Below are 24,805 nucleotides of genomic sequence, written 5' to 3'. Positions count from 1 at the left end.
CACTTATTTTTGGCGATACTTCAGGGCGCCGCTCGGGCAGGTCTCGATGACGCGCACGACCGTGGCGACATCCACCTCATCCGGCACGATCCACGGCTTACGTTTCAGATTGAAGAGCTTCGCGCTACCGCGTACGCAATTCCCCGAATGCTGGCAAATTTCCGTATTGAAGTAGACATCGATTTTCTCTCCCCTGTAGGCGCGAAACCCCGCGTCCAGTAGCTGCTTATCCATGACATTGCCCCATTATTTTTATTGTTCAGATCCTAAGCATAGTCCTGGCGGGAGGCGCTGACTACGGGCAGCAACAGAAACCCTCCGCCCCTATTTCGCCGGCCCCGGCGCCATTAATGCAAAATAAATGCGTTGATATTCACCAGTTTTGTAAAACCGAGCCTCAACCGGAGGCAGAAATATAGGCCTTGAGTCTTCCTGATTGCTCGCAGGGGGATTAAACTCATTTCACAATGATATGAGCGCGCAGGTACCCTCCCTTGAATCGTATAGTGAAGCTGGCCCCTCCGGCACTATTATTAACCTCGCCTTTAATTTCCGGCTGCTCTTTATCGCCGGCGATCCCGGTATTAGGCGCCGCATTTCCAGGCTGGTTCTTCTGTTTATTGGGCGGCGTATTTTTACTCATTCCCTGCCATATCCTGATCGTCCGCCGGGGCTGGCAGTCGCGATTTTCGCCGCTGGTCTTCAGCTATCTGGCGCTGATGTTCCTGTTCGCCACGATCCTGTGGTTCCTTTTCTTTGTTAACTAAGCCGCTATGACAAACTCCAGCCCAAGCGTATTACGGAAAAAGTGGCCCCTGCTGGCCCTCGTCCTCGCCGCGATCGTGGCGCTTATTGTGGTTATCTGGCAGCTCCAGACCTCGCCGGCCACCAACGACGCCTACGTCTATACCGACACCATTGACGTGGTGCCGGAAGTGAGCGGGCGGATCGTCGAGATGCCGATCCGCGACAATCAGCGGGTGAAAAAAGGCGATCTGCTGTTCCGCATCGATCCGCGCCCCTACCAGGCGATGCTCGACGATGCCAAAGCCCGGCTGACGACCCTCGATGCGCAAATCATGCTGACCCAGCGCACGGTTAAGGCCCAGGAGTACAACGCCCGGTCGGTGGCCGCCGCCGTAGAGCGCGCCAGGGCGCTGGTTAAGCAGACCACCTCTTCCCGCACCCGCCTTGAGCCGCTGGTGCCGCAGGGCTTTGCCTCGCAGGAAGATCTCGACCAGGCGAGAACCGCGGAAAAGGCCGCCCGCGCCGAACTGGAGGCGACGCTGCTGCAGGCGAAGCAGGCCTCCGCCGCCGTCTCCGGCGTAGACGCGATGGTTGCCCAGCGGGCGGGGATTCTGGCGCAGATTGCGCTGGCGGAACTGCACCTTGAATTTACCGAAGTCCATGCCCCCTTCAACGGCGTGGTGGTGGCGCTGAAAACCACCGTCGGCCAGTACGCCTCGGCGCTCAAGCCGGTATTTACCTTAATGGATGACGACCGCTGGTACGTGATCGCCAACTTCCGCGAAACCGATCTTAAAAACGTCCGCCCCGGCGTTCCGGCGCGGGTCACCGTCATGACCAACCACGACAGATCCTTCGCCGGGGTGGTGGACTCCGTGGGCTCCGGGGTGCTGCCCGAGGGCGGGAGCGTGATTGAAGGCCTGCCGATTATTCAGAAGAGCATCAACTGGGTCCACGTTTCCCAGCGCTTCCCGGTGAAGATCGCCGTCAAAGATCCCGACCCTGAACTGTTCCGCATGGGCGCCTCCGCCAGCGCCGTGCTTCAGCCGCAGTAAGGGGAAGGCATGCAAAACATGTGGTCATTTCTGAGCCGGGAACTCCGCGATGTGCCGGGCCGGGCCAACTATACCCTGCGCCTGACGCTGAGCTGCGCGGTGCTGATAGTCCTGTTTATGACCCTGCAGATCCCCTTTCTGGCCGTCGCGCTGATCGTGGTGTTTTACGTCAGCCAGCCTAACGTGCTGATGATTAAGCTGGTGAGCGTGGTGTTTTTTATCACCGTCAGCGTGGCGCTGGGCAGCGTGCTGCTGATCATCAAATGGACCTATGATTATCCGCTGATCCGCCTGGTGGCCTCGGTATTCCTGTTTTTCGGCGCGATCTACCTGATGCGGGTGCTGGGCAAGCTGGGGATGGCCTTCTTCGTGGTGGCGCTGGTGGTTATCTACGCGCAAACCTTCCCGTCGATGACCAGCCAGAGCGAGATTCTGGTGCGCCTGCTGCTGTGGCTGTGGGTGGTTATTAATACCGCCATTGTGGTCACGCTGCTGGTTAACGCCTGTTTTCAGCAGGCGTTTCCCGGCTACCAGCTCAAGGCGCGGATCGTCGTCCTGCTGCGCCAGGTTGCGCAGCTCCTCGTTCAGCCGGGGCCGCTGAAAAACCAGCCGACGTTTAAAGAGATCGCCGAAAACTTTGCCCAGCTAAACTCGCTCTATAAGCAGGCCACCCGCTCCAGTCCGGAGATTGCCGCCGACCCGCAGGGGTGGCAATCGCTGATGGCCGCCGCGCTGCATTGCTATCACCTTGCCGCGCTGCTTCAGCCGGGAGATGACCATCCCGCGGAGCGCCAGCAGCTCTCCGCCGCGCTCTCGGCGCTGGCCGGGAACCTGTACCCCGACGCGCTGCCCGCGCAGCCGGAGATCGTCGCCCGGGATACCGCCAACGGCGTGATCCTGCAGGAGATGGCCGCCACCCTGGGCAAGCTGGCCCGCGGCGAAGCGGTTGCGCTACCGGCCGGGGAAGAGGAAAAAGCCCCGCTGCTGCTTCCCGATGCCTGGAGCAATCCGGCCTACCTGCACTTCGCCCTCAAAACGCTGCTGGCGACCCTGCTGTGCTACGTTTTTTATACCGCCGCCGACTGGCAGGGTATTCATACTATTATGCTGAGCTGCGTGATTGTCGCCCAGCCGGGGCTAGGGGCGACCCTGCAGAAGACCTGGCTGCGCATCGGCGGCGCCCTGCTCGCGACCCTGCTGGCGCTGCTGATGATCGTCTACGTTCAGCCGCATACCGAGTCTATCGTCGGGCTGCTGGGGATGACTCTACCGGTGATGGCGTTGTCGGCCTGGATCGCGGCCGGCTCGGAGCGCATCGCCTACGCTGGGATCCAGATTGGCTTTACCTTTTCGCTGGCCTTCCTCAACTGGTTCGGGCCGCTGGCCAATTTAACCGAGCTGCGCGATCGGGTTATCGGCATCCTGCTCGGGGTGCTGGTCTCTTCGATCGTCCACCTCTACCTGTGGCCGGATAGCGAAGCCGTGCAGCTAAAATCTCGCCTGGCGCGGCTCTACCGGCAGATCGCCGGCTACCTGCGCGCCGGGGATGATGAGGTCAAGCTGGTGCCCCTGTTCCACTCCCTGAACGGTGCCGAAACGCTGATGCATCGGGTGGCGGCCGAGCCGCTCAACGCCTGGGCCCACCCGCATCCGGAGGCCAAAACCTGGCCGGTCAAAGCGACCTGGCTCCAGGCCCAGGAGATCGTGCGCTTAAGCGAAGGCTACCGGCTGTACGCCGCGCCGGGAGATGATTTCCTGCAGCGCAGCGCCGCGCAGCTTCAGGCCTACGCTGATGATATCGAACGCCAGCAGGCCGCGCCGGAGCCGCTCCGCGGGCTTCATCCGGATCGCCGCAATCCCTTTGGTCCGCCGCTGGCGACATTACTGACGACGTTACCGACGTGGTCGTCCGCACCTTCAGCTATTCCGCGACAGGCAGATAAGTCATGAGAAAAATGGACACCGCAGCACGCTATCTGCGCTACTCACCCCTCGCTTTCCTCCTGCTCGCCGGGTGCGCGCTGATTCAGGACGAGCCCGCGCAGGTCAGGATAGTCAACCCTCAGCAGGCGGAGCTTGCGCAGGTGATTCATCTGGCGAACAGCGGCTGGCCGGCGGCCAGATGGTGGGAAGGCTATGACGACGCCCAGCTCAACATGCTGGTGAACCGCGCGCTGCAGAATTCCCCGACCATGCAGGCCGCCCGGCTGCGCATTTCGCAATCGCAGTCAACCGTAGAGCTGGCGCAGTCGGCAATGGGCGTGCAGGCCACCGCGGTGGCGGCGCAAAACCGCCTGCGGGTGACCAATAAGCAGTTCACCTGGCCCTACTCCTACTCTCTGCCGGTCGATAAAAACGGCCCCTGGTACACCCTGAATACGGTGGGCGTCGGCGCGACGCTGAATATCGATTTATGGGGCGCCGACCGCGCCCACGTCGCGGCGGCCATCGGCGAGAAGAACGCGCGCCAGGCGGAAACCGCCGGTATCGAGCTGGATCTCGCCAGCAGCGTGGCGCAGCTGTACTTCGCGATGCAGGCCACCTTCCAGAAAATCGAGCTGCTCAACCAGCTGGAAGAGATTGCCCGCCTGTCGGTGCAGGCGCACGAGCACCGCACCCGCCGGGGCGTGGAGGATAGCGTCGATATCGCCAACGCCCAGGCCGAGCTGCTGGCGGCGCAGCAGCAGACGATTGCCGCCAAAGGCACCCTGACCCAGTATCGCGAAACCCTGCGCGCGCTGATTGGCGCCGACGCGCACAGCATGCCGGAGCTCCACCCGGTTCCGCTGCCGACGCTGCAGGAAACGCTGCCCGACTCGCTCTCCTTCGAGCTGCTGGCCCGCCGCCCGGATCTGCAGGCGCTGCGCGGCTACGTCAGCGCTTCGTTAAGCCAGGTCGATGCGGCGAAGGCGGCGTTTTACCCGCACTTTGATATCAAGGCCTTCTGGGGATATAACGCGCTGAGCGTCGGGGATCTGTTTAAATCGACGTTCCAGCAGATCAACCTGCTGCCCGGCCTCTATCTGCCGATCTTCGACGGCGGCCGCCTGAACGCCAACTTGCGCTCGGTGCGCACCGCCAGCAATATTCTGATTAAGCAGTACAACCAGGCCGTTCTCGACGCCGTTCGCGACGTGGCGATAAGCTCAAGCCAGCTCAACGATCTCAACCAGCAGGCGGCGCTACAGAAGCTGAAGGTGACCGCCGCCCTGGCCACCACCCACAGCGCCAGCGCGCACTATCAGCGCGGGCTGATCAGCTACTACGCCGCCCAGGAAGCGCGTCGGCCGGCCATCGCCCAGCGGCTGATGCTGCTGGATATCCAGGCTCAGCGCCTGAGCACCGACGTGACGCTGATCAAAGCGCTGGGCGGCGACTATCGCAGCCCGCTGGCTGAAATCAGCGCGAAGTAACGCGTCCGGGGCGGCGAACGCAGCCCCGCAGAAGTGACCGCGCGCTTAGTTTAATAGCTGCCACTCTCGCGCCTGATTGACCGCCTGGATGCGGCCGCTGACCTGCAGCTTTTCGTACAGCTGCTTGAGATGCCATTTCACGGTTTCCGCCGAAATCCCCAGCTCCCGCGCCATTCCCTTATTCGAGTAGCCTTCGGCAATCAGGCGCAGAGTTTGCCGTTCCCGCTCGGTTAAGCGTACGGCTACCGGCGCGGAGCGCCCGGCGTTAACCGGGACTCCGGCGGCGGCAAACTGCGCCAAAAGCTGCGTCAGATCGGCGCTGAACTCCGCCCCTGCCGCGCCGCGTTTAGCGATCAGCTGCAGTAACGACGCCAGCGCCGGGCCGCCGTCCAGCAGGCTGCGCAGCAGCTTCTGGCGTATTGCCCGCCGCAGCGCGGGAACGCCGACCGCGACGGCCTGATCCTGGGCATTCGCCTGCCACAGGGCCTGCGCCTGCAGCAGCCGCAGGCGCACGGCGAACAGCCACTCCCCGCAGCGCTCCTGGGCGGTCGCCAGCGCATCGAGCCGCTGCGCCGCCGCCATCGGCTCCCCTTGGGCCATCAGCACCCGACTGTGGCTTAAGGCCAGCGAGGCGTGCGCCACATCGCTTTTGCCCGCGTCGCCGGCCAGCGCCTGCAGCCGGGAGAGCAGCGCTTCGGCGGCGGAGGTATCGCCGTCCTGCAGCAGTTGGCTGATTCGCTCGGCCAGCAGCGGAGCCTGCGCCCGCAGCCACCCGCGCTGAACCGCCAGCCCTTCGGCGTGCAGCAGCAGCGACGCCGCGTCCTCCCTGCGGGCGTTGAGTCGCGCCAGCTTCGCCAGCACGATGTAGCAGCGGCTGAAGCCGTCGGGGGGACAAAAATCATCGATCATCTCCAGGCGCAGCGTCAGCAGAGCATCAATGCGCTGCGTCTCCCCCTGCTCCCAGGCGATTTCGGCGAGGATCGGCGCCAGCGTCGCGCCGCTGCTGGAGCGGGCGCCGGTCTGCCGTTCCGCAGCGTGCAACGCCCGGCTTGCCTGGCGTTCCGCCTCCGCCAGATTGCCCTGGCGCAGGTATCCCTGGGCCATGACGAAGGCCCGGTACACGCCGACGAACAGATTGCGGTTGGCCTCGCGCGCGCCCGATACCCGCTGCTGCACGTCGAGCGCCTGCTGAGGCCGGGAGTCGGCCAGATGACAGTAGCTGAGAATATTGCACACCAGGCCATCGACCCACACGTCGCCGCAGGGCACCTCCCGCAGCAGCGGCTCGACGATGGCAATACTCTGCGGAATATTCTCGGCAAAGGCTTCGCAAATCGCCCGCACCACGCGCAGCTTCACCCACGAGCTGTGGGCTAATCCTTCGCCGCTGGCCGCCGCCAGCGTTTCGAGCGCATCAAGCAGCCGGCGGGCATCCTGAAAGCGAAAGCGGTGCGCCAGCGCCCATGCGAGGTTAATTTGCAGCTCGATCCGCGAAGGGTCCAGATCCGCCGGCAGATAGCCGAGCCAGCGCACCATCGTGTCGATATCCCCCTCTTCCGCCAGCGACTGCGCCCCCGCTTCCGCATGCCCGGCGCCGCCCTTACCCGCGGCAAGGGCGTGGCGTATCGCCTCCGCCCACAGCTGCTGTCCGGCAAACCAGCTGCCGGCGCGCTCGTGCAGCTGGCGAATATCCTCCTCGCCGCCGTGCTGCAGGCGAGAAAGCAGCGCGTCGCGCATCAGCGGATGGTAGCGAAACCACAGCCCGCCCTCGTCGAGGGCGGAAAGAAACAGGTTGCGCTGCGCAATCCATGCCAGCATCGCTTCGCCGTTAGCTTTGCCGGTCACGGCGTCGCACAGCGCCGGATGCAGCCGGTTGAGCACCGACGTTTGCAGAAGGAAGTCGAGCACCTCGGCGGGCAAAGGGGCAAAAATGACTTCGTCAAGATAGCGGGCGATTGAGCGCGATCCGGCGTTCAGCCCGCCTGCAGCCGGATGGGAAGGCGCGCGGCCGCTGGATAAGGTGGCCATTTTCATCCCCGCGACCCAGCCTTCCGTCAGGGCCACCAGCCGGGGGATCTCCTGCTGGCTGTATCCCGGCGATAGCGCGGCGGAAAAATAGGCGCTGGCTTCGCCGACGTTAAAGCGCAGCTCGCTATCGTCCACCTCCACCAGCTGATCCTGCATTTGCAGCCGGCTCAGCGCCAGCGTCGGCTGGCAGCGGCTGCCGATAATCAGGTGCAGGGCGGGCGGGGCGTGGTTCAGCAGCCAGCTTAGCCCCGCATGGATCGCCGGGTGGGAGATGTTCTGGTAGTCATCAACAATGAGATACAGCGGGTGCGGGCAGCGGTGGAGCTGGTTAACCAGCTCCGCCAGAAACAGCGTGAAATCGGCCGCAAGGCTGTCATCAGCCTGCTGGAGAAACGCCGGGCTCCACCCTTGCCACAAGGGCGCCAGCGCCGCCTGAAGATAGCGCATAAACAGCGGCGGCGGGCCGTCGTCTTCATCAATGCTCAGCCAGGCGATGGCATCCCCCTGCTGCTGCCGATGATGGTACCACTGGGCCAGCAGGGTCGTTTTGCCGAACCCGGCCGGGGCGCACACCAGCGTCAGCGCGCTGCCGGCGGCGGCATCCAGACGCTGCAGCAGGCGGTCGCGCAGCTGCAGCGAGCCGGGTGAACGAGGCGGCGTAAAGCGGGTGGCGATAAGCGGCAGTTTGCGCGTAAAACCCAAAGGTTGTTCGGGAACAAATTCACTCAGCGAGTCATCCGTTAAGGGCAAAAATTCCATCGTGCCGTTACCTTTTCATCCAGTCCATCCCCCGAGTGTAACCCAAGGAGAGGAGGTTGAACCAAGCCATCGCTGCGATCCCAGGGCGCCGCCCGCCTTTTCGTCGCTGGCCCCCTTATCCCCCCCAGCTGGGGGGTAGGCCACGTTTATCCGCCGCTATACAGTAGTTCCATTCTCTGGCGCTGATGCTCCCCTGGCCCGCTGCGCCCTTCTCGCGCCGGGCCTGCTACGCATCGGGCCGCCATCGTTTATTAATCAGTTCAAGGTGAGTACAGAATGGCTATCGAAAATAAAGTGGCGTTGGTCACCGGCGCGGGTCAGGGCATTGGCCGCGGGATTGCTTTACGTCTGGCTAAAGATGGCGCGTCGCTGATGCTCGTCGACGTCAACCCGGAAGGAATTGCCGCCGTCGCGGCTGAGGTCGAGGCCCTGGGCCGCAAGGCGGCCACGTTCGTGGCGAATATTGCCGACCGCGATCAGGTTTACGCCGCAATTGACGAGGCGGAAAAGCAGCTGGGCGGCTTTGATATTATTGTTAACAACGCCGGTATTGCTCAGGTGCAGGCGCTGGCCGACGTGACCCCGGAAGAGGTCGATCGCATCATGCGCATCAACGTCCAGGGCACGCTGTGGGGAATTCAGGCGGCGGCGAAAAAATTTATCGACCGCCAGCAGAAAGGTAAAATCATCAACGCCTGCTCCATTGCCGGACACGATGGCTTCGCCCTGCTGGGGATCTATTCCGCAACCAAATTTGCCGTACGCGCGCTGACCCAGGCGGCGGCCAAAGAGTATGCCAGCCGCGGCATCACGGTCAACGCCTACTGTCCGGGGATTGTCGGTACCGGCATGTGGACCGAAATCGACAAACGTTTCTCCGAGATTACCGGCACGCCGGTGGGTGAAACCTACAAGAAATACGTGGAAGGCATCGCGCTGGGCCGTGCCGAAACGCCGGACGACGTGGCCAGCCTGGTCTCCTATCTGGCGGGCCCGGACTCTGACTACGTTACCGGTCAGGCGATCCTGATCGATGGCGGCATCGTCTACCGCTAAATCCTGAAGCCGGGCCGCTTTCACCCCGCGGTTCGGCTGGTATTGCCCTTCTTCCGCACGCCTTCTGCCGCTTAACTTCTGACTTAACTTCTCGCTTAACTTCACCCGCACGCCTGCCGGCTATGCATCATAGCGCTGGACTTAATTTTATATCGATCATAATATTTTACCCGATATAAAATTATCCTGTCGACATCGACATCAGCCCGACGGAGCAAATACGTGAATACCCCCCAGCATACCCAGGGGCTGCGTGAGCAAAAAAAGCGCCTTACGCGTCAGCAGCTCTCCAATACCGCCACCGAACTGTTTATTCAGCACGGTTTTGATAACGTCACCATTGCCGATATTGCCGCCGCGGCCGGCGTCTCGAAAATGACCGTGTTCAACTATTTCCCGCGTAAAGAGGAACTCTATTTCGATCGCATCGACGAAATCCACCAGCTGCTGCAGCAGGCCTTCGATCGGCATCCCGGGCTGGCGCCGGTCGCGGTGTTCTCCGCGCTGGTCCAGGAGCTGATGAGCCAGCAGCATCCGCTGGTCAGAATGGATCGGCGGGTGGCGGCGTTCTGGCAGGGCGTTCACGCCAGCCCGTCGCTGCAGGCCTACGCGCTTGAGCAGTTTGCCCTCCTGACCCAGGCGCTAGGCGCCGTGATCTCGTCGCGCCTTCAGCGGCCCGACCGGGACCCGCTGGCGCAGCTGATCGCCAGCATCGTGCTCAACGGCTGGCGCATTGCCTTTAGCGACGCGCTGCGCCTGCAGCAGGACCAGCCCGCAGACGCCGTTCGCGAGCATTTCCTCGCGCTTCTCGAACGTAGTTTTCATGCCGCCAGCGCCGCCGCGCAGGATACTCCCTATGCGTAGCGCCCCGCGTTGAGCCGACCATGAACAGAACCCTGAGCGTTATTTTTATCACTATCTGGCTCGACGCCGTCGGCATCGGGCTTATTTTCCCGCTGCTGCCGCAGCTGCTTAAAGAGGCGGTTCACACCGCCGATATCGCCCCTTACATCGGTATTCTGGCGGCGCTGTACGCCCTGATGCAGTTTATTTTCGCCCCCCTGCTCGGCGCGCTAAGCGATAATTTCGGCCGCCGCCCGATACTGCTCATTTCACTGGCCGGGGCGGCGCTCAACTATCTGGTGATGGCTTTCTCCAGCCATCTTTGGCCGCTGCTGCTCGGGCGGGCTATCGCCGGCCTCACCAGCGCCAACATTTCGGTGGCGATGGCATGGCTGACGGACGTGACGCCGGCGGAAAAGCGCGCCGGCCGCTTCGGGCTGTTCAACGCCACTTTCGGCGCGGGATTTATCATCGGCCCGGTGCTCGGCGGCGTGCTCGGCGATTACGCCCTGCGCCTGCCGTTCCTCGTCGCCGCGGTGCTGAACGGCGCTAACTTCCTGCTGGCGCTGCTGGCCCTGCAGGAGTCGCGCCGGCCGGCGAAGCGCAAAATGGCGCTCGCCGAACTCAATCCCCTCCGGCCTATGCGCTGGCTATTCTCGGCCAAAGGGCTGCTCGGCATCGCGCTGGTGTTCTTCTTCTTAAGCGCCACCGGGGAGGTCTACGGCACCTGCTGGACGCTGTGGGGGCAGGATATGTTTCACTGGAACGGGCTGTGGGTCGGCCTGTCGCTGGGCGCGTTCGGCGTGTGCCAGACGCTGGCGCAGGCGTTTTTGCCCGGCCCGGCAGCCCGCAGGCTCGGCGAGCGCGGGGCTATTCTCTGCGGCATCGCCAGCGCCAGCATAGCGCTGATTATCCTGTCGCTGGCCCGCCAGGGCTGGGTTGTCTTTGCGGTGATGCCGCTGATCGCCCTCGGGGGCATCGGCGCGCCCGCCCTGCAGGCGCTGGCAACCCGCCAGGTCAACGCCGATCGGCAGGGGCAGCTGCAGGGCGTACTGGCCTCCACCGTCAGCCTGGCGTCGATCGTCGCGCCGCTGGCCTTTTCGTCGCTCTATTTCGGACTCAGAACATGGTGGCCCGGGGCCATCTGGCTGTCGGTGGTGGTGCTGTACGCGTTTGCCGTGCCGCTCATTTACCGCTGCACGCGCCGGGAGCCGTAGCTCGCAGACGAAAAAAAGCCGGCGCATCAGGCGCCGGCTTGCAGGATCTCGCTTCTTTTACCGTCAGGCGTTCGCCGCCGGCTGCTGTGCGGTTTTGGTCTGGGTATTTTCCAGCATCCGGCGTACCGGAACAATCAGCACGCAGAGTACGGCGGCGCAGATCAGCAGCGCGATCGAGCAGCGGGCGAAGAGGTCCGGCAGCATATCCAGCTGGTCGGCCTTCACGTGCCCGCCAATCAGGCCGGCGGCCAGGTTACCCAGCGCGCTGGCGCAGAACCAGAGCCCCATCATCTGACCACGCATTCTTTCCGGAGCCAGCAGCGTCATGGTCGCCAGACCAATCGGGCTCAGGCACAGCTCGCCCAGCGTCAGCATCAGAATACTGCCGACCAGCCACAGCGGCGATACCCCTGCCCCGCCGTTGCTCAGCACGTTTTCAGCGGCCAGCATCATCAGACCGAAGCCGCCGGCGGCGCAGAGAATACCGATAACAAACTTGGTGATGCTGCTCAGACGGACGTTTTTACGCGCCATCGCCGGCCATGCCCAGCTGAATACCGGCGCCAGCAGAATGATAAACAGGGCGTTAATCGACTGGAACCATACCGCCGGAATTTCGAAGCTGCCGATGGTGCGGTTGGTGTAGTCGTTGGCGAACAGGTTAAACGACGTTGGCTTCTGCTCGAAGGCCGACCAGAAGAAGGCGGCTGAGACCAGCAGGATAAAGCACACCAGCAGGCGCGCGCGCTCTTTGCGGCTCAGGCCGGCAAAGGCGAACAGATAGATAAAGTACAGCGCGACCGACGCCGCAATGACGTACACCAGCGTACTGGCGACCGCCACGGGGTTAATCACGATAATGCCCTGAGCAATCAGGGTAATCACCGCCGCAACCCCAATCGCCAGCGCCAGCAGCCAGGCGCCGACGCCGTTTTTCTTCGCCACCGGACTATTCCAGGTGGAGTCCAGCCCCACTTCACCGTCATAGCGTTTCATGGCCGGAACGGCGAACAGGCGGAAGATAACCAGCGCTACCAGCATCCCGATACCGCCGATGCCAAAGCCCCAGTGCCAGCCGTGGGATTTGATCAGCCAGCCGGAGATCAGCGGGGCAATGAACGAGCCCATATTGATGCCCATATAGAACAGCGAGAATCCGCCGTCGCGGCGCGCGTCGCCCTTCTTATACAGCGTGCCGACCATCACCGAGATACAGGTCTTAAACAGGCCGGAACCGAGCACGATAAACATCAGCCCGATGAAGAACAGGGTGTCGCCCATCCAGGCAGAGAGGGCAATCGACAGATGGCCGAGCGCAATCAGAATCGAGCCATACCAGACGGCCTTCTGCTGACCCAGCCAGTTATCCGCCAGCCAGCCGCCCGGCAGCGCCGCAAGGTACATACTGCCGGCGAAGATACCGACGATCGCCGACGCGTTTTCGCGCGCCAGCCCCATTCCGCCGTCATAGACGGTGGCGGCCATAAACAGGATTAATAGCGGGCGAATGCCGTAAAAAGAGAATCGCTCCCACATTTCGGTAAAAAACAGCGACCCTAGCGGATAGGGATGACCAAAGAAGGTCCGACTTTCGTTTTTATTAACAGAGGAATGCATAACTTCTCCCAATAAGGTGCGCCGAAGCGCCTGTAAATCGCGGAAAGCGCGTTGACCATTTTTTCATTTGGCCAATCATTTACTTAAAATTTAATATTATTTAACCATTTGATAACCGGATAGTGGTTTTGTCTAGCCCCTTACCCAGACTTTTTAGATGAAAAGTCGACAAACGTCTACTTTTATAGATTTTAAGTTGGTCCAGGTGTGAATGCTGTTGACATTGCCATCTCGGGGATTTTTATAATTTTATTGTTTATAAACATAAAGTTAATGAATATCCATTCAGCAAAGATGGATAGCCAGCGGCGGCGGAATAACGTGATTAAAAGTAGGGTAAATACGCGGTTGGCAGAGTCTGTGTCGGGAAAGGCTGATAAATACGGCTATTGATTTGGCGCCGGTCGTCGGGCGCCAGCGGCCCCCCGCCGCTAAGCAGGGGGCCAGACGCCTATGCGGCGTCCTGTAAAATAAACATCCCGTACGGATGAATCTGCAGGAAGTAGCTATCCCCGACGTCAGGCTGCAGGCGGGTGGCGTTGATTTGCAGCAAAATCTGCTGGCCGTGCCACTCAACGATCGCCTCATACTGCGGCCCCATATAGGCCACGTGCCGGATGACGCAGCGCTGGCTCTCGCTCCCCTGCTGGCTGAGGGTAATCGCCTCCGGGCGGACGCCAACGGTGCCGCTTCCGCTGGCGGTAAAATGCGGCGGACGCGGCAGACGGTAGCCGTGGATCTCCACGCAATCGGCGCTGAAGCTGGCCGGGAACAGGTTCGCGTCGCCCATAAAGCTGGCCATAAAGCGCGAAGCGGGCTGACGGTACAGCGCCTGCGGCGAGCCAATCTGCATGATGCTGCCTTTGTTCATCACCAGCACCGTATCGGAGACCGCAAAGGCCTCGCTCTGATCGTGAGTGACGTACAGCGAAGTAATATTGAACTGCCTTTGCAGCTCGCGGATCTTATCCCGCATGCTGCGGCGCAGGTTGGCGTCAAGGTTGCTCAGCGGCTCGTCGAACAGCAGCACCTTCGGCTTGAGGATCAGCGCCCGGGCCAGCGCCACGCGCTGCTGCTGCCCGCCGGAGATCTGATCGACAAAGCGATCCTCATAGCCCTCCAGGTCGACCATCGCCAGCGCCTCCTTCACCCGCGCTTTTGTCTCGCTGCGCGATACGCCGAGCATCTTCAGGCCGTAGCCGACGTTTTCCCCCAGCGACATATGAGGGAACAGCGCGTAGGACTGGAACACCATGCAGATATCGCGCTGCTGGATGGAGCGGTGGGTAACGTCTTCGCCATCGATAAAAATCTGCCCGCTGGTGGGCTTTTCCAGCCCGGCCACCAGCCGCAGCACCGTGGTTTTCCCGCAGCCGGACGGGCCGAGCAGCGTCACCATCTGCCCCTGCGGAATGGCAAGATTAATGGTTTCGATAACGGTGTTATCGCCAAAGCGCTTGCCGACGTTGCGCAGCTCAACGAAATGTTTTTGAGTCATAGAATTACGCCTGATTTTTGGCTTTTGAGCGGGAGATTCGCGCCTCGCCGATCAGCCAGTCAAAGAGGAAAATAATCGCCAGCATCACGACTATCAGAATGGAGCCGTAGGCGATCGCCACGCCATATTCGCCGTCTTCTACCCGGTTGAGAATGTAGGCCGTTGCCACCCGGGTATCCGGCGTGACGAGGAAAACAATCGCGCTGACGGTGGTAATGGCGCGGACGAAGCTGTAGATCAGCGCCGACAAAATGGCCGGCCGCAGCAGCGGCAGCAGGATATGGGTAATGGTGCGTAGGCTCCCGGCGCGCAGGCTGAGCGAGGCCTCATCCAGCGATTTATCGATCTGGCCCAGGCCGGCAATGCCCGCCCGAATGCCGACCGGCACGTTGCGCATCACCATCGACATAATCACAATCGCCGCCGTACCGGTGAGATAAACCGGCGCGCTGTTGAAGGCCAGGATGTACGACACCCCCGCCACGGTGCCGGGAACCGCGAAGCACAGCATGGTGGTAAATTCGATGGTCTTTTTGCCCTTGAACTGCTGGCGCACGACGACCCAGGCGATCAGCAGGCCAAAACCTGCGGTGATGGGCGCCGCAATCCCGGCGTACAGCAGGGTATCAAGCAGCGAAGGCCACGCGCCGTCGCTCATCCCCTGGCCAAACAGCTTAATAAAGTTATCCAGCGTCAGGGTATAGTCCACGCCCCAGTTGACGGTGAAGCTGCCGTAGAAAATGCTGCCGTAGAGCAGGGCGTTGAAGGCAATCCAGATCGCCAGCAGGGCCACCACGCCCCGCACCAGCATCGCCGGCAGCGGCTGCACGTCGCCGCGGTAGGACTTGCCGGAAACGGTCACGTAGGAGCGCTTGCCAATCCACATATACTGCACGCAGAACACCAGCAGCGAGAACAGCAGCAGGAATGCGCCGAGGGTGCTGGCGGCCTGATAATCCAGCTGCGAGCCGGTAATGTAGAAGTAGATCTGCGTCGCCAGCACGTCGAAGTTGCCGCCCAGCACCAGCGGGTTGCTGAAGTCGGCCAGCGACTGCACGATAACAATCAGGAAGGCGTTCGCCAGCGCCGGCTTGAGCAGCGGGACGAATACGCCGTTAAAGGTTTGCCAGCGGCTGGCGCGCAGGGTATACGACGCCTCCTCCAGCGAGGGATGGATGGTCTTGATGGCGCCGTCGAGGATCATAAACGCCATCGGGGTAAAGGCCAGCACCTGCGCCAGCCAGATGCCGGTAAAACCGTACAGCCAGTTGGTGTTGGTCAGCCCAAACCACGTCACCATAAATTCGGTCACGTAGCCGGAGCGCCCCATCATCAGCGTAACGCCAAGCCCCACCACGAACGGCGGCGTGACGATCGGCAGAATCGAGAAGATGCGCCCGATGATGGCGCTGCGCTTCGCGATGCGGGTGGTGTAAATCGCCAGCACCAGGCCGAAGAAGGTGCAGCCGATCCCGACGGCAATCGACAGCAGGATCGAGTTGATAATGACCTGCACGATATGCGCCTGGGAGAGGACGCTGAGGAACGCCAGCGGCGCGAACTCCCCGGCCGCATTGGTGAACATCGGGATAAAAATGGCGATGCTCGGCCAGACGATAAAAATGCCGATCAGCGCGATGATGGTAATCAGCGAGCCAATCACAAAGCGGTCGCCGCCCAGCCATTCGAGGCGCGTCAGCGCCAGGGTCATGATCGCGCCCAGCGCCACGAACAGCACGATGGCGGCGTAGCCTAAACCCCGGCCCTCTACGCTGGCGCTGATGACGATAAAGGCCATGCACAGCAGCGCCCAGCCGGCGTCAAAATAGTGGCGGACCCGCTGCTCGCGGCGCGCTTCGCTCAGCGGGCGGACCAGCAGCAGGCTCGGGAGCAGATACCATAGCCAGCTAACGTTGACCTGTGACCAGCCGTAGGCGGCGAGGATCTCATCGCGCGTCGACTCCAGCAGGCCGTAATCCAGGCTCCAGCCCGGCAGCAGGGCAAACGCCAGCCAGCCGAGTAAAACCCACAGGAATACCGCATCCCGTTTTTTCGCGGGATGAAGAGCTAATGTGTGTGACATAAGTTTTCCGGGTGTTGTTGGCCCGACGCGGACGCCGGGCGATAACCACTTGTCGCGGGCTTATTGACCCATCTTCACGTCGGCGACCCATTTGTTAATGAGCGCTTTGCGGACTTCCGTTGAGCCGTACTTATCCATGTCATAGCTGATAAGCTTGAGGTCATCGAGCTTCAGCGAGTTTGGCGAGGTTTCCGCCGTGGTGTTGGTGAGGATTTGATAGGATTTGCCCTTCTTCCACGCCAGCTCCTGGGCATCCTTCGACAGCACCCAGTCAACGAACAGCTTCGCGTTCTCCGCGTTGCGCGCGCCCTTCAGAATGCTGACGCCGCCAATCTCGTAGCCGGTTCCCTCGCACGGGGAGATCAGCTCCAGCGGCGCGCCCTGCTCTTTTTCCAGCGAGTAGTCGTGAAGGAAGCCGATGCCGATCGCCGTTTCGCCGCGCGCGGCGTTACGCGCCGGGGCGATGCCGGATTTGGTGTACTGGGAAACGTTGGCGTTGAGCTGTTTCAGATAATCAAACGCCTGGTCTTCACCCCACAGCTGAACGAAGGTCGCCAGCGCGGTGTAGGCGGTGCCTGAACTCTGCGGATCGGCAATCTGGATCTCGCCTTTGTATTCCGCTTTGGTCAGATCTTTCCAGCATTTTGGCACCGGCAGATTCTTCTCTTTCAGCCGCTGCGTGTTGACGCCGAAGCCGAGGATCCCGACGTAAACCGCCGAGGAGAGGTTGCCTTTCACCTTCGCCGGATCGCGGAATTTCTCCATGATCTGCGCCAGATTTGGCGACGGGTAGGCCTGCAGGAGCCCCATTTCACCGGCCTGCGACTGCGGGTCCAGCGTTCCGCCGTACCAGACGTCGGCCTGCGGGTTTTTCTTCTCCGCATCCACCTTCGCCAGGGTACTGCCGGAGCCGTTGCGGATAAATGAGGTTTTAACATCGTACTTTTCGCCGAACGCTTTGGTTTCGACTTCGCACATTTCGTTGGTGGCGCTGCAGTAGACCACCAGGCGGCCTTTAGCCTGCGCCGCGCCGGTAAGGGCGGCGAGCGCGAGCCCGGAAGCCATGAGGGTAGAGAGAAGCGTTATTTTCATTATTCAGCCCTTCAGGATGTTGTGTGATTGCGAGAAACGGTGACGCCCGCCATCAGCAGGGGCATCAGTAATAAACCCATCAATACGGCGGCCAGCGAGAGCAAGCTGAACATCCCCGACCAGCCGTAGCGTTCGATAACCTGCGACAGCGGCCACCCGGCCAGCGCGGCCCCCAGATAGGCAAACACGCCGAGAAAACCGCTGATCGACCCCGCCGCCTGCTTGTGCCCGCACTCAACGGCGGCAAGACCAATGAGCATCTGCGGACCAAAGACAAAAAAACCGACGCTAAAAAAGCACATCGCCAGCAGCGCGTAGTGGTGCACCGGCGCCAGCCACAGCGCGGCGACCGAGACCATTAACCCCAGCGTGAACAGCAGGAGCATCGGCGCGCGCTGGCCGCTGAACAGCAAATCAGAACCCCAGCCGGCAAACAGCGCCCCGAGCAGGCCGCCGGCCTCGAACAGCATGACCGTGGCGTTGGCGCTCAGCAGGTTGACGCCGTGGCTCTCCGCCAGCCAGATGTTGCCCCAGTCGTTGAGCGCGATGCGGATCAGATACACCAGCACGTATGAGGCGCCCAGCAGCCAGATCATCGGGTTCTGCAGCATGGTGGTGCGCAGCATCTGCCACAGCCCCATCGGCGGGCTCTGCAGCTCCTGGCGCAGCTCCAGCGGATCGTTGCGCCACTCGCCAACCGTCGGCAGCCCCTCCTCCTGCGGCGTACCCCGCAGCTGCGTGGTCAGCCAGATGCCGAGCACGATGCTGATGAGACCCGGCGCCAGCATCGCCGCCCGCCAGCCCCAAAAGTGGGCGGCAAAGGCGCAAATCAGCGGCACGATCGCCCCGCCGATATTGATGGAGGTGTTCCAGCATCCCCACCAAAAGCCGCGTTCGTTGCGCGAATACCAGTGGGTTAACAGCCGGGCGCAGGGCGGCCATCCCCATCCCTGGAAAAAACCGTTTAGCGTCCAGATAAACAGCAGCACCGGCAGGGAGTGGCTAAACACGAACAGCACGTTCAGGACTCCGGTCGCCAGCAGGCCAATCCCCATAAACGCCCGCTGCCCGTGGCCGTCATGCCACAATCCGGCGGCAAATTTCGACAGGCCGTAGCTCAGATAAAACAGCGAGCCGATCAGCCCGATGTCGCTTTTACTCAGCCCCATGTCCAGCTGCAAAACCGGCAGCACGTAGTTGATGCTTTTACGCGTCAGGTAGAACGCGGCGTAGCCAATCACCATGCACAGCAGCAGCCTCGGGCGCTGGGTTCGGTAGCGTTGAGCGATCTGTTCAGCAGACAGTGAGGGCATGGCATTCTCCATTTAGGCTGACGATATAAAAGCGCGGGGCAAAATGGATGAGAGAAAGTCCGGTGCGGCTAAGACTTTTTCCTGGTTAGCGAAGTGTTTGTGACGAAAATGTGGGCAGGTTAACAATTACGCGCGTGCCGCCGCGTGATTCCAGGGTCAGCTCCCCGCCGAGGGCGTGGACGCGCTCGCGAATGCCCTGCATGCCAAAGCCCGGCGTATTCTGCGGTCCGAGGCCGCTGCCGTTGTCCCGCACCTCGAGGTACAGGCCGTCGCCCTGCTGGCAAAGCAGGATCGCCACCTCGCTGGCGCCGGCGTGCTTGCTGACGTTATTGAGCAGCTCCTGCAGCAGGCGATAGAGGGTAAAGACCAGGGTTTCGTTGGCCGGCGGGGCCGCCAGCCGGTAGTCAAAGCGGCAGTTAATCCCGCGCTCGGCAAAGGCGAACTCCTTCACCAGATGGTGCAGCGCCTCCTTGAGCGACAGTTCGTCCAGCGCCGGGGGGCGCAGCTGGCGCAGCAGCTGGCGGGTGGAGTGGTGAATGCGCTGGGCCAGCTCGCCGATCTGTCCGGCGGCTTCAATCGCCAGGGCGGTGCCGCCGGCCCGCTTCACCAGCTGCGACTGGATCTGAATGGCGGTGATGTTCTGCCCGATTTCATCATGCAGCTCGCGGGCGAGATGCTTGCGGGTGTCCTCCTCCGTGTGGATCAGCTTCTCCGTCAGCTCGCGCCGCGTCTGCAGCTCCTGCTCCAGCCGGCGGCGATAGCGATCGAGATTGAGCGCCAGATGCTGCTGGCGGCTAATGGCGATGCCAAGGCCGATCCCCAGCAGCGACTGGGTGGCGAGGAAAATTTCAAGCTCCAGCAGGTCCGTAAATCCGCCGCCCACCTGGCGCGCGATGGCGATCATCATGCTGCCGAGCAGACCGGACAGCACGCCGCCCTGCCAGCCAAACTTCCACGCCATCACCACGTTAGGCAAAAACACCACGATCAGCAGCAGCCGCTCCAGCGCCGGGGAGAGCACCATCTGGGTGCCGATGCCGATGATAAAAAACAGGCTACACCAGATAATCAGCGAGGCGCGCAGCGGCGGGTTGCTGGTATCCAGCCCCAGCAGCTGATAGCGATGCTGCTGGCGCAAAAACTCGAACATCAGATAGACAAACGGCGCCAGCAGCACGCCGCCGGTAAACGAGGCCAGCCCGAGCAGCGTCGCGGGGCTCTGCAAAAAGGCGATCAGGGCCAAGGTCTGGAGCAGCGCGTTGGCGCTGACCGCCGCAATCAGCAGCGACAGCCGCTGCCAGTAGAGCGGAAAACGGTACCAGAAACGCTGCGCCATATACGCCGACAGCATGCCCACCAGCGGGACGATCGCAATCGTGTAGCCGGTCAGCAGCTGCTCGCTTCGCAGCCAGACGATCGCCGCCAGCGGCGGCAGGACAACCGCCGGCCAAAAGCGGCGCGGTAGCAGGATCAGCAGCGCCAGATAGACGCCCTGCGGCAGGAACAGCACCGCCTGCTGGCCGTTGTGGGTCAAATAAAAGCTGAGCGTCCACAGCATCAGCCAGCCGCTTCCCCAGGCCAGGGTGATAAACAGCGTCAGGATCAGATGACGGGACGCGCGTGTCATCAATGGCCCGTCAGCAGCTGATTATCGAGAGCGAAATGCACCAGCTCAATGGTGCTGCCGCACTGCAGCTTACCCAGCACGTTAGCCCGGTGCACGTGGACGGTTTTATGGCTCAGCGCCAGGCTGAAGGCGATCGCCTTAACGCTCTCCCCTTTCACCAGCAGCTCGAATATCTCCCGCTCGCGCGGGGTCAGGACGTCGAGCGCTTTTGGCGATGATTCGCCGCCGCGCAGCGCTTTGAGCGCATCAACGCACAGATAGTGGCCGCCCATCCCCACCGAACGTACCGCCTGCACCAGCTCCTCCGGGCCGCAGCGTTTGGTAAGATAACCGCTCGCCCCGGCATCGATGGCGCTCTGCACAAAAGCCGGGGTGTCATAGATGCTGAGAATAATGGCGCGAAATCCGGGGTGCTGCTGGCGCAGGCGTTTGAGCAGGCTCAGGCCGTTCTCGTCCGGCATGGCGACGTCGAGCACCGCAACGTCAATTTCGCTGCGCATCAGCGCGGTCCACGCCTCGGCGGCGCTGCTGTACTGTCCCGCCACGATAAGATCGTCTTCCAGATTTAATAGCTGGGCAAAACCGGATCGAACGACCACATGGTCATCCACCAGGGCGACTTTGATCATGATGAAATACTCTTGCCGGAAGGTCGTTTTATGATGCCTGTTACCGCGGCGCAGGCAATGCCGCAGCCGCCGTTATGTAATGCATGTAACAAAATTGCAATAAACCGCTCCCTACAGAAGATCGCCCGATAGAAAAATTTTCCGAATAGATGTTCCCCCTGCCGCGTTTACCCATCACCAACACCGCTGATGGAGTCCCTTGTTATGACAGAACTATCCCCCACCGCGCAGCGCCAGCGCTATGACGGCTTGACGCTGACGCTGCACTGGCTGACCGCCGCCTGCGTCATCTTTCTCTTTTCCAGCGCCCACATCTGGGCGTGGCTGGAACGCGGCACGCCGTTGAGAAAAGAGCTGCAGGCCCTGCATATCTCATGCGGCATCGTGCTGGCGCTGACGATCGTCGTGCGCCTGCTGTGGCGTATTATCAGCCAGCGCTCCCCGCGCTACGCCCTGCCGCCGACCCGGGATTCGCGCCCGATAAAGCTTGCCGCGCACGCCGTCCACGGGATGCTGTACCTGTTGCTGTTCGCCCAGGCCGCGCTGGGCTTTCTGTTTCGCTGGGCTCAACAGGAACCGTTCCGCTTTTTTGGCGGGCTCGATCTCTCCGGCTGGGTGAACATCGATCCCGCGCTCAGGCATAGCCTGGGGGAGTGGCACAACAACGTGGCGTGGGCGCTCATTATTCTCGCCTGCGCCCACGCGCTGGCGGCGCTGGCCCACCACTACCTGTTTCGCGATAACGTGCTGTCCCGCATGCTGCCCGGTCGCACCGGCCGTTAATCCCTGCCCTCCCGCGCGAATAGCGCGCGGGGGAGTTTAGGCCCGATGCCGGACTTTAGCCTCGATGGCGATATCAATGGTGACGGTATCCCCCACCAGCGCCGCCATGCTGGCCATATTAAAAGCCGCACGTGAGATGGCGGTCGTGGCATGCAGCGATAGCCCCTCCCGGCCGGCAGGCGTGCCCGTCGGCTCCTGGAGGGTCGCCTCGAGAATGACCGGGCGCAGAATATTTTTTACGCCGAGGTAGCCAAAGACCCGAAAGTGGCCGCCTCCCAGCGCCACCACCCGGCTGCTGGTAAACCGGATCGCCGGGTAGCGATCGGCGTCGAAAAAAAGGCTGCTTTTCATTTGCCAGGTCAGCAGGCTATTGGAGGCCGCGAGGGTGGCGACAGGGATGTTGACGCTCAGACGATCGTCCATGTCATTGTCCATATCCAGCGTCAGCTCCCCCGTTACGCCGGCAAGATGCGCCTGCGAGGTGCCGCCGAAAGCGTGCCATGAAAGCCCGATAGCGGTGTCGGGAGTGCTGATGCCGTAGCTAACCGGCATCGCGTACAGCGGCGCCGGGCCGAGCAAGAGCCCGAAGGCCATAGCGGAAACAGTGCGCGTCATAGTGGGTTATCCTCAGTGTCGATAGCCGGTAAACGCGCCTGGACCCGTTTTTATTCATTTCTATTTTTGCCGGCGGATCGGCAATGAGCCGGTTTACCGGCGACGCGCGTAGCGGTTGAGCGAATGAGTTGTTGATGGTAAACAGGGGAACGCCCACTATCGAGATCAATACATGTCAGCAGCATACGCCTTTGTGGAAACCGTTCCCCCGGCAGACGATTTTTGCCGCCTGCGCGTCATCTCCGGTTTAACGCCCCGCCCTCTTGAGGCGGCTAAACGCGCGCTGCCCCGCAGCTGCCACGGCGTATACGTGGAGTATTCCGGGCTGATTGTCGGCATGGGACGCATCGTTGGCGACGGCGTGCTTAACTTCGAGATCGTCGATGTTGCCGTCGATCCGGCGCATCAGGGAAAGGGGCTGGGGCGAAAAATCATGGAGCATCTGATGGCCTGGCTTGAGCTGCATGCGCCGGCGGGCGCCTACGTCAGCCTGGTCGCCGACGTTCCCGAGCTGTATAAAAAATTTGGCTTTCAGCTGGTGCGCCCGGAGAGCGAAGGCATGGCGCTGGTGTGGGGATCGCACAGGGGTTGAAGGTATGCATCGATTTCCTGATGGACTATTTTCAGCAAGCTCCTCCCGTTGGCGAAGCGCTGTGGAGGAAAATCACCGCTGAGGATGGGGAGAACCGGCTGGTTTAACCAGGGGCAGGCAGGCGCGCTATCGGGGCCGGTAAGCGGCCCTTACCTCCCCGGGTTGCAGCCTGGAGCCGTTACCTTCGTCGGCAAGTCCCCCTCCTCCACCCGGGTTAGCTAAATGGATGCGCTGCCTGCAATTACCCTGTGACAAGGGGCGATAAACTATTTACGGTTTATTATTTCCGCCGGGATAGCTTCGCCGTGGTATTTTTCGTAAATGGCATTTAGTTTTCCATTTTTCAGATTGGTGACAATCCATTCATTTAATTTTTCTTTCAACTCTGGCTCACCTTTTTTAACTCCGATAGCTAAATCAAATACCGTTAGGGTTAATTTGGGCTCAAAGCTTAATTTAGGATTCTGTTTTTTAATCTGGTTAACCAGCGTGGCGGAAGTGGCGACCGCATATGCCTGACCGCTAACGGTGGCGGTGACTAAGGTTGCATCATCATCATAGCGTTGAATGCTATAGCCCTTTTTCATCGCATCCTGACTCAGCATTGAGTCCTGAGTGGTGCCGCGCGTAACGGTAATTGCATGCCCTTTTAAATCGGCCCAGTCACTGACTTTGGTGGCGGCAGGTGCGGCAATAACAGAGCGCAAGCCTGCATAAGCACGGGTAAAATCAATCACCTGCGCACGCTGTGGCGTGACGGACAGGGTTGAAATGACGATATCTGCCTTACCCGTTTGCAGGTTCGGAATACGCGTCGGTCCGGTTGTTTCAATAAACTTCAGCTTTAAGCCCCAATCCTTCGCCAGCAGTTCAGCGGTTTCGACATCGGAGCCGACCGGCTTCATCGAGGCGTCCAGCATGCCTGAAGGCGGCAGTGACATATCGGTGGCGACACGCAGCTCACCGCGTTGTTGAATGTCTTCCAGCGCGTTTGCCGAGGCCGGCTGGGCGATAAGTGCTGTTACCATGCTGGCGAGTAGGGCAATCGATTTTGCGTATTTCATTATTATTCTCCTGATGAGGATGGGTACAGGGTATCGGGTGAATTACAGATCGTTGGCAATAAACTCCTTTAAGGCCTCGGTTTCCGGCGCTTGCAAAATGGCGGCACTCCCGCTTTCATGCACTTTTCCCTGATGCATGAAGATCACTTTATCGGCGACTTTGCGTGCAAAATTCATTTCATGCGTCACCATGATCATCGTCATGCCGCTCCCAGCCAGCCGCTCAATAACGCGCAGCACTTCGCCGGTTAATTTAGGATCCAGCGCCGAAGTGACCTCATCAAAAAGCATCACTTTTGGTTTCATCGCCAGAGAGCGGGCGATAGCGGCACGCTGCTGCTGCCCACCGGAGAGTTGCTCAGGATAGCTGTCCACTTTATCCGCGAGCCCGACCTGTTCCAGAACGGAGAGCGCTAGCCTTCTGGCTTCTGCTTTCGGCATTTTTTTCACCGCGACCGGACCAAGCGTAACGTTCTGCTCAATGGTGAGATGGGGAAACAGGTTGTAGCTCTGAAATACAATACCAACGTCCTGGCGTAACTTACGCAAATCGACTTTGGGATCCTCCACTTTATAGCCACACACTTCGATACTGCCGCCATTGATGGTTTCTAACCGATCGATACAGCGGAGCGCAGTGCTTTTGCCCGAGCCGCTGGCACCAATCAGCGCCACGACCTGGCCCTGATTCACTGAAAACGAGACATCTTTCAGCACTGAATTATGACCAAAACTCTTCTGTACGTTGCTTAAGGTAATGATTGACATAACTTT

At 61.1% G+C, this 24,805-nt stretch carries 21 protein-coding genes; 9 read left to right on the top strand and 12 right to left on the bottom strand.

What is annotated here, in order from left to right; translation table 11 throughout:
- Positions 1–3: 3 nt before the first annotated feature.
- Positions 4–234, bottom strand: a complete 231-nt coding sequence (gene yjdI, locus QFI97_RS05765; protein WP_346430707.1) for a 4Fe-4S mono-cluster protein YjdI — start codon at positions 232–234, stop codon at positions 4–6.
- Between the two features lie 260 nt (positions 235–494).
- On the opposite strand from yjdI, the gene QFI97_RS05760 reads away from it, so the two are divergent.
- From QFI97_RS05760 to QFI97_RS05745, 4 genes are read left to right on the top strand one after another with little or no spacing between them, the layout of a single operon-like run.
- Positions 495–767 (top strand): YtcA family lipoprotein, encoded by a 273-nt coding sequence (locus QFI97_RS05760; RefSeq protein ID WP_095099110.1) that lies wholly within the window; start codon positions 495–497, stop codon positions 765–767.
- A gap of 6 nt (positions 768–773) precedes the next feature.
- Positions 774–1,802: a multidrug transporter subunit MdtN gene (gene mdtN / locus QFI97_RS05755; RefSeq protein ID WP_331834811.1), complete on the top strand. Its 1,029-nt coding sequence runs from the start codon at positions 774–776 to the stop codon at positions 1,800–1,802.
- Between the two features lie 9 nt (positions 1,803–1,811).
- Positions 1,812–3,752, top strand: a complete 1,941-nt coding sequence (locus QFI97_RS05750; RefSeq protein WP_346430706.1) for an FUSC family protein — start codon at positions 1,812–1,814, stop codon at positions 3,750–3,752.
- Positions 3,749–5,215 carry an MdtP family multidrug efflux transporter outer membrane subunit gene (locus tag QFI97_RS05745; RefSeq protein ID WP_095099119.1) on the top strand — a complete coding sequence of 489 codons (1,467 nt, stop codon included), beginning with the start codon at positions 3,749–3,751 and terminating at the stop codon, positions 5,213–5,215. Before QFI97_RS05750 ends, QFI97_RS05745 begins: the two co-directional genes overlap by 4 nt.
- 45 nt (positions 5,216–5,260) lie before the next feature.
- Here QFI97_RS05745 and QFI97_RS05740 read toward each other — a convergent pair whose 3' ends face one another.
- A complete protein-coding gene (locus QFI97_RS05740; protein WP_346430705.1) occupies positions 5,261–8,002 on the bottom strand; it encodes a winged helix-turn-helix domain-containing protein in 2,742 nt (913 codons plus the stop codon).
- 276 nt (positions 8,003–8,278) lie between these two features.
- On the opposite strand from QFI97_RS05740, the gene QFI97_RS05735 reads away from it, so the two are divergent.
- The 3 genes from QFI97_RS05735 (at position 8,279) to QFI97_RS05725 (ending at position 11,118) form a co-directional block, all read left to right on the top strand.
- Positions 8,279–9,058 (top strand): acetoin reductase, encoded by a 780-nt coding sequence (locus QFI97_RS05735; protein ID WP_041147129.1) that lies wholly within the window; start codon positions 8,279–8,281, stop codon positions 9,056–9,058.
- A 222-nt stretch (positions 9,059–9,280) separates the two neighbouring features.
- Entirely contained in the window at positions 9,281–9,922 is a 642-nt protein-coding gene (locus tag QFI97_RS05730) for a TetR/AcrR family transcriptional regulator (protein WP_346430704.1), read from the top strand.
- Positions 9,923–9,942: 20 nt separating this feature from the next.
- The gene (locus QFI97_RS05725) at positions 9,943–11,118 is read left to right on the top strand and encodes a TCR/Tet family MFS transporter (protein WP_346430703.1); all 1,176 of its coding nucleotides are present in this window, start codon (positions 9,943–9,945) and stop codon (positions 11,116–11,118) included.
- Between the two features lie 63 nt (positions 11,119–11,181).
- On the opposite strand, the gene QFI97_RS05720 is transcribed toward QFI97_RS05725, so the two are convergent.
- From QFI97_RS05720 to QFI97_RS05690, 7 genes are all read right to left on the bottom strand, one after another.
- Positions 11,182–12,735: a peptide MFS transporter gene (locus tag QFI97_RS05720; RefSeq protein ID WP_095099131.1), complete on the bottom strand. Its 1,554-nt coding sequence runs from the start codon at positions 12,733–12,735 to the stop codon at positions 11,182–11,184.
- Between the two features lie 451 nt (positions 12,736–13,186).
- On the bottom strand, positions 13,187–14,233 hold the full coding sequence (fbpC, locus tag QFI97_RS05715; RefSeq protein WP_095099133.1) for a ferric ABC transporter ATP-binding protein: 1,047 nt from the start codon (positions 14,231–14,233) through the stop codon (positions 13,187–13,189).
- A 4-nt stretch (positions 14,234–14,237) separates the two neighbouring features.
- Complete coding sequence (locus QFI97_RS05710) at positions 14,238–16,316, bottom strand: ABC transporter permease (protein WP_331834817.1); 2,079 nt, start codon at positions 16,314–16,316, stop codon at positions 14,238–14,240.
- A gap of 60 nt (positions 16,317–16,376) precedes the next feature.
- Positions 16,377–17,408: an ABC transporter substrate-binding protein gene (locus QFI97_RS05705; RefSeq protein ID WP_346430702.1), complete on the bottom strand. Its 1,032-nt coding sequence runs from the start codon at positions 17,406–17,408 to the stop codon at positions 16,377–16,379.
- An 11-nt stretch (positions 17,409–17,419) separates the two neighbouring features.
- Entirely contained in the window at positions 17,420–18,721 is a 1,302-nt protein-coding gene (uhpC, locus tag QFI97_RS05700; protein ID WP_346430701.1) for an MFS transporter family glucose-6-phosphate receptor UhpC, read from the bottom strand.
- An 85-nt stretch (positions 18,722–18,806) separates the two neighbouring features.
- Positions 18,807–20,348: an MASE1 domain-containing sensor histidine kinase gene (locus tag QFI97_RS05695; protein WP_346430700.1), complete on the bottom strand. Its 1,542-nt coding sequence runs from the start codon at positions 20,346–20,348 to the stop codon at positions 18,807–18,809.
- Positions 20,348–20,977 carry a response regulator transcription factor gene (locus QFI97_RS05690; protein ID WP_095099147.1) on the bottom strand — a complete coding sequence of 210 codons (630 nt, stop codon included), beginning with the start codon at positions 20,975–20,977 and terminating at the stop codon, positions 20,348–20,350. The genes QFI97_RS05695 and QFI97_RS05690 overlap by 1 nt, the downstream gene beginning before the upstream one ends.
- Before the next feature lie 204 nt (positions 20,978–21,181).
- Between QFI97_RS05690 and QFI97_RS05685 the strand changes: the two genes are divergently transcribed.
- Positions 21,182–21,760 carry a cytochrome b gene (locus tag QFI97_RS05685; protein ID WP_346430699.1) on the top strand — a complete coding sequence of 193 codons (579 nt, stop codon included), beginning with the start codon at positions 21,182–21,184 and terminating at the stop codon, positions 21,758–21,760.
- Positions 21,761–21,796: 36 nt separating this feature from the next.
- Here QFI97_RS05685 and QFI97_RS05680 read toward each other — a convergent pair whose 3' ends face one another.
- Entirely contained in the window at positions 21,797–22,375 is a 579-nt protein-coding gene (locus QFI97_RS05680) for a YceI family protein (RefSeq protein ID WP_346430698.1), read from the bottom strand.
- Between the two features lie 172 nt (positions 22,376–22,547).
- Between QFI97_RS05680 and QFI97_RS05675 the strand changes: the two genes are divergently transcribed.
- Positions 22,548–22,967, top strand: coding sequence for a GNAT family N-acetyltransferase (locus QFI97_RS05675; protein ID WP_346430697.1), 420 nt, complete (start codon positions 22,548–22,550; stop codon positions 22,965–22,967).
- A gap of 266 nt (positions 22,968–23,233) precedes the next feature.
- Here the strand turns inward: QFI97_RS05675 and QFI97_RS05670 are convergent, their stop codons facing one another.
- Both QFI97_RS05670 and QFI97_RS05665 read right to left on the bottom strand, forming a co-directional pair.
- Entirely contained in the window at positions 23,234–24,031 is a 798-nt protein-coding gene (locus QFI97_RS05670; protein ID WP_346430696.1) for a transporter substrate-binding domain-containing protein, read from the bottom strand.
- Positions 24,032–24,073: 42 nt separating this feature from the next.
- The gene (locus tag QFI97_RS05665; protein ID WP_095099159.1) at positions 24,074–24,799 is read right to left on the bottom strand and encodes an amino acid ABC transporter ATP-binding protein; all 726 of its coding nucleotides are present in this window, start codon (positions 24,797–24,799) and stop codon (positions 24,074–24,076) included.
- Between the last annotated feature and the right edge of the window lie 6 nt (positions 24,800–24,805).

The organism is Klebsiella scottii, from assembly GCF_036561945.1.
Classification (GTDB): domain Bacteria; phylum Pseudomonadota; class Gammaproteobacteria; order Enterobacterales; family Enterobacteriaceae; genus Klebsiella; species Klebsiella scottii.
Note: the sequence above shows the minus strand (reverse complement) of the source record. Positions and strands in the feature narration are given on the sequence as shown.

Excerpts from the sequence above, each read along its gene's own strand:
- QFI97_RS05705 (WP_346430702.1), bottom strand. The coding sequence starts at position 17,408 with ATGAAAATAACGCTTCTCTCTACCCTCATGGCTTCCGGGCTCGCGCTC.
- QFI97_RS05670 (WP_346430696.1), bottom strand. The coding sequence starts at position 24,031 with ATGAAATACGCAAAATCGATTGCCCTACTCGCCAGCATGGTAACAGCA.
- QFI97_RS05750 (WP_346430706.1), top strand. The coding sequence starts at position 1,812 with ATGCAAAACATGTGGTCATTTCTGAGCCGGGAACTCCGCGATGTGCCG.
- mdtN (WP_331834811.1), top strand. The coding sequence starts at position 774 with ATGACAAACTCCAGCCCAAGCGTATTACGGAAAAAGTGGCCCCTGCTG.
- QFI97_RS05690 (WP_095099147.1), bottom strand. The coding sequence starts at position 20,977 with ATGATCAAAGTCGCCCTGGTGGATGACCATGTGGTCGTTCGATCCGGT.
- QFI97_RS05665 (WP_095099159.1), bottom strand. The coding sequence starts at position 24,799 with ATGTCAATCATTACCTTAAGCAACGTACAGAAGAGTTTTGGTCATAAT.
- QFI97_RS05685 (WP_346430699.1), top strand. The coding sequence starts at position 21,182 with ATGACAGAACTATCCCCCACCGCGCAGCGCCAGCGCTATGACGGCTTG.
- QFI97_RS05735 (WP_041147129.1), top strand. The coding sequence starts at position 8,279 with ATGGCTATCGAAAATAAAGTGGCGTTGGTCACCGGCGCGGGTCAGGGC.
- QFI97_RS05675 (WP_346430697.1), top strand. The coding sequence starts at position 22,548 with ATGTCAGCAGCATACGCCTTTGTGGAAACCGTTCCCCCGGCAGACGAT.
- QFI97_RS05710 (WP_331834817.1), bottom strand. The coding sequence starts at position 16,316 with ATGTCACACACATTAGCTCTTCATCCCGCGAAAAAACGGGATGCGGTA.
- QFI97_RS05680 (WP_346430698.1), bottom strand. The coding sequence starts at position 22,375 with ATGACGCGCACTGTTTCCGCTATGGCCTTCGGGCTCTTGCTCGGCCCG.
- fbpC (WP_095099133.1), bottom strand. The coding sequence starts at position 14,233 with ATGACTCAAAAACATTTCGTTGAGCTGCGCAACGTCGGCAAGCGCTTT.
- QFI97_RS05725 (WP_346430703.1), top strand. The coding sequence starts at position 9,943 with ATGAACAGAACCCTGAGCGTTATTTTTATCACTATCTGGCTCGACGCC.
- yjdI (WP_346430707.1), bottom strand. The coding sequence starts at position 234 with ATGGATAAGCAGCTACTGGACGCGGGGTTTCGCGCCTACAGGGGAGAG.
- QFI97_RS05745 (WP_095099119.1), top strand. The coding sequence starts at position 3,749 with ATGAGAAAAATGGACACCGCAGCACGCTATCTGCGCTACTCACCCCTC.
- QFI97_RS05695 (WP_346430700.1), bottom strand. The coding sequence starts at position 20,348 with ATGACACGCGCGTCCCGTCATCTGATCCTGACGCTGTTTATCACCCTG.
- QFI97_RS05720 (WP_095099131.1), bottom strand. The coding sequence starts at position 12,735 with ATGCATTCCTCTGTTAATAAAAACGAAAGTCGGACCTTCTTTGGTCAT.
- QFI97_RS05740 (WP_346430705.1), bottom strand. The coding sequence starts at position 8,002 with ATGGAATTTTTGCCCTTAACGGATGACTCGCTGAGTGAATTTGTTCCC.
- uhpC (WP_346430701.1), bottom strand. The coding sequence starts at position 18,721 with ATGCCCTCACTGTCTGCTGAACAGATCGCTCAACGCTACCGAACCCAG.